Source organism: Lactiplantibacillus fabifermentans DSM 21115 (genome assembly GCF_000498955.2).
Lineage (GTDB): Bacteria > Bacillota > Bacilli > Lactobacillales > Lactobacillaceae > Lactiplantibacillus > Lactiplantibacillus fabifermentans.
The window spans coordinates 1-3,297 of record NZ_AYGX02000180.1; the positions used below are offsets into that span (position 1 = coordinate 1).

Sequence of the window (3,297 nt, forward strand, 5' to 3'; positions counted from 1 at the left end):
GGTTATGCTGAACAATTTGTCCAAAAATTCGGATTAAATTTGCAATCTACCTATTAAATTCGCAAAGTCAATATAGATGAACGCTGTAATTAATTGATTTTGACGGTGAAATTGCTGATAATATAGGGTGACAGATAAGATTGCTAAATAATACCAGCTGCTATCCGTCCGATGATTGCCTCTGTGAGCAATGAAGTGGTAATGAGCGCACCACGTTCCCCGGCAGGTGGGTTACCCTAGCGTTAGCTGTATGGAGCGGAATCCATAATTGCGCTCTTTTTTTTGCGTGAAATCTGCTGGCGGCTCCGATAACTGGCTATTTATTTTGTAATGACCGAATATCTTGCTTACGGAGCAAATTTTGGTAGTACGCCAAGCTCGCGAAATCTAAACGTAACGTCGTCATAATGGCTTCTGGTTCGGTCGTCCGGTGTTGATCCAAGTACCACAAAACAAAGCTCTGTCGCAATGCGACGGGCTTTAATGGCATGCCTAGGCGTTGACCATCGCCACTTAAGTATTTATGGAGCGCGGCTAAAGTCAAATGCGGGTCTTGGCCGCGTTGTCGGGTTTTTAAGAATAAGTCATGACTACCAGTTTGGGCCTGCAATGGACGTAAAAAGGTCTGTAACTTTCCCAAGAACGCTTGTTCGAAATGGGCGAATTCGATATGATGGAGTTCATGATAAAAATCTGGTGCTAGCATTTCTGTCGCTTCGTAGCTCTTACAAGTTAGCAGTAAAAATAAGCGGGTATAGACGTGTAAATCATCATTTGCCAATAAGGTTGCGAGCTGTTCTGGCCAGGCGTCGTTGGTTTCATCGTTTTTGATGGGTTGGCCTTTAATGCTAAACGTTGGTAGCGTTGTAATCAAACGATGTTCAAATAAGAAGCTAAAATAACCGTTTAAATTCGACAAGGCTTTGTTTAACGTTGACGTCTTAAATTGGCGTTGGTTTTTTAGCATGGTCAAATACTGCTGAATATCATTTTCGGTAATGTCGATTAATAATTGTTCCTGTGCAAAGGTATCGTTGAAATGTTGTTCATAGTTAAAGAAGTCGCTGAGCGTTAGTTGATATTGCGTAATGGTTTGCGGATGTTTGCCATCAGCAGTTAATTGTTCAACGAAACTTTTTTCGTAAGGAAATTTGGTAGCAGCCATCGGGGTCAACCTTTCTAATTGTCATTTGTTACTTTAACTAAAACATATTAAACAACTAAAAACAAGCTATTAGCTTAACAGCACTCGCAAATTACCGCAATTAAGACTTGCCATGCCAAGCGATATATCAGCAGGCTTTACGGTGGTAAAACACATAATTTTGACATGCTGAGAGGCGCATCCTAAGCACGAGTTCATATTATAGACGAACAACTAATCACTAAAAGAACGTAGCAGACGGATTCATGAATCCAATAATAAACGCCAAAACTTAGTATAATTGACTAATCGACAAATCCGACTAAATTGACGATTTAGCAAATTTTCAATTAAAGCTGGCAAATATATTTTACCGTAAGCTGTAAAATTGTCACTCACAATTTAAACCTAATTTGATTGTTAAAAACAGTGGCGATTTTTTTCGGTGATAACATATAAAAGTGGCGGCTGCAAAATTGCTCATGCAAAAATTTTATGTGACATAAACGTAAAAAGACCTGAGGGGGTTAAATTAGGTCGTGGGGGAGGATTTTTCTTTTCACTTCTACTTCGTATAATATATATTATGTAAACTAGAATATAGATAAAAATACCCCTCTTGATCAAATGACACTGATTAGTGATAATCCCGTATAAATCACGTTTTGCGCGTATTTTGCTGTTTTATAATCGTGCATTATGTATGGTGACAAATATATTTTTTCGGTAACTCGGATAATTATGTCGACAGAAATATTTTATCTTTACTAATTTGGGACAAAATGCTGATTTAATGATGCTACGAATGGCTTAGTCAGCCGGCTTGTCTAACAATGATGTTATAGCTATTGAGTAAATATTATTGCTAATACTCAAAACTCGTTTTAAAGTATGCTTTCAAATAAGCTTATTATAAAATTGCTAAGCAAAAAGTCGCTCAATTGTATTTAGCTCGATCACTCGTAATTTAACTGTAACTTCAAGACTATTGTAATTGGCCGCTTTTGTTTAGTTTATTTAGACACTATCACAATGCCAATTGATGGCTTTGATTAGCGTCGATACAGCAATGATTGCGATGCTAGCAGTTCGAAATTAACACACATGCATTCAAAAAATAGTAACTTTTTAACGGTTGTATTCTGATGGACTTGACTAGTTGGCGCTGGATTTTGGCCTGACGTGGTCGGATATAATTGATTTCGGCCATTCGCGGCAATACTTAGCGTGATTATGTTGCTGTTTTTTGGATGAATCGACCAGGTTTAGATTTGACATCGTTACAAGAAAAAAGAAGGACTGCTGTGCAGCCCTTCTCACCTTAACATTCCCACTTACGGTAGAGGATCACCAATCTTAAAGTTCTCACTTGTGGTAGAGAATCACCAAAGACCAATAACATTTTACAGCTATAATATACTGTATTTACGTGCAAAAGTAAATTAATTCGTCCACAATTTATTCGTAATTTAACAGTTTTTCAAGGCCAGTTTTTGCAATCGCTTTCAGATTTGTTTATACTGAAAATAGTGATTATCATTAATTTCATCATTACCAGCAGACCTAAGCCTACTAGTAGTCAATCTGATGTTTCTGGAGGTTTTTATTATGACAGTAGCAATTCGTTATCAAACGCGCAATGGCAATACTGAAGCCTTTGCCCAACAAATCGCTGAAATTGCTGGGGTTACCGCGCAACCCGTCCCGACCCCTATCGATGAACCCGTCGATCTTTTATTTATGGGTGGTGGGACTTATTTCATGAAGCCTGACAAGTCCGCTGCAGCTTACATGGACACTTTAGACGCCAATCAAGTTGAAAAAATCGCTATCTTCACTACTTCTGGTGGTCCAGAAATGCCCACCGACAAAGCCCTGACTAAGGCTGCTGAAGCTAAAGGCATTAAAGTCGTGGGCCATTTTCATCAACTAATGGGCGGTAAAGGTATGAAGCTATTGGGCTCACATGGTGGTAAATTAAAGCCGGAACAAATTGATTTGGTCCAAGCTTTCGCCAAAGAAATGCTGACTAAATAAAGATTGTAACTAATAAAACGGTGTCGCTCAGTCATTGATTGGCTAGCGACACCGTTTTTGTTTAATTGGTAGATTGCAAATTTAATCCGAATTTTTGGACAAATTGTTCAGCATAA

At 38.4% G+C, this 3,297-nt stretch carries 2 protein-coding genes; one reads left to right on the forward strand and one right to left on the reverse strand.

Annotated features, from left to right (window positions below; genetic code table 11):
• Positions 1 to 316: 316 nt before the first annotated feature.
• Positions 317 to 1,165 carry a phage integrase N-terminal SAM-like domain-containing protein gene (locus tag DY78_RS15570; protein WP_024626279.1) on the reverse strand — a complete coding sequence of 283 codons (849 nt, stop codon included), beginning with the start codon at positions 1,163 to 1,165 and terminating at the stop codon, positions 317 to 319.
• Between the two features lie 1,587 nt (positions 1,166 to 2,752).
• On the opposite strand from DY78_RS15570, the gene DY78_RS15575 reads away from it, so the two are divergent.
• Positions 2,753 to 3,181 carry a flavodoxin family protein gene (locus DY78_RS15575; protein ID WP_024626280.1) on the forward strand — a complete coding sequence of 143 codons (429 nt, stop codon included), beginning with the start codon at positions 2,753 to 2,755 and terminating at the stop codon, positions 3,179 to 3,181.
• The last annotated feature ends 116 nt before the right edge of the window (positions 3,182 to 3,297 follow it).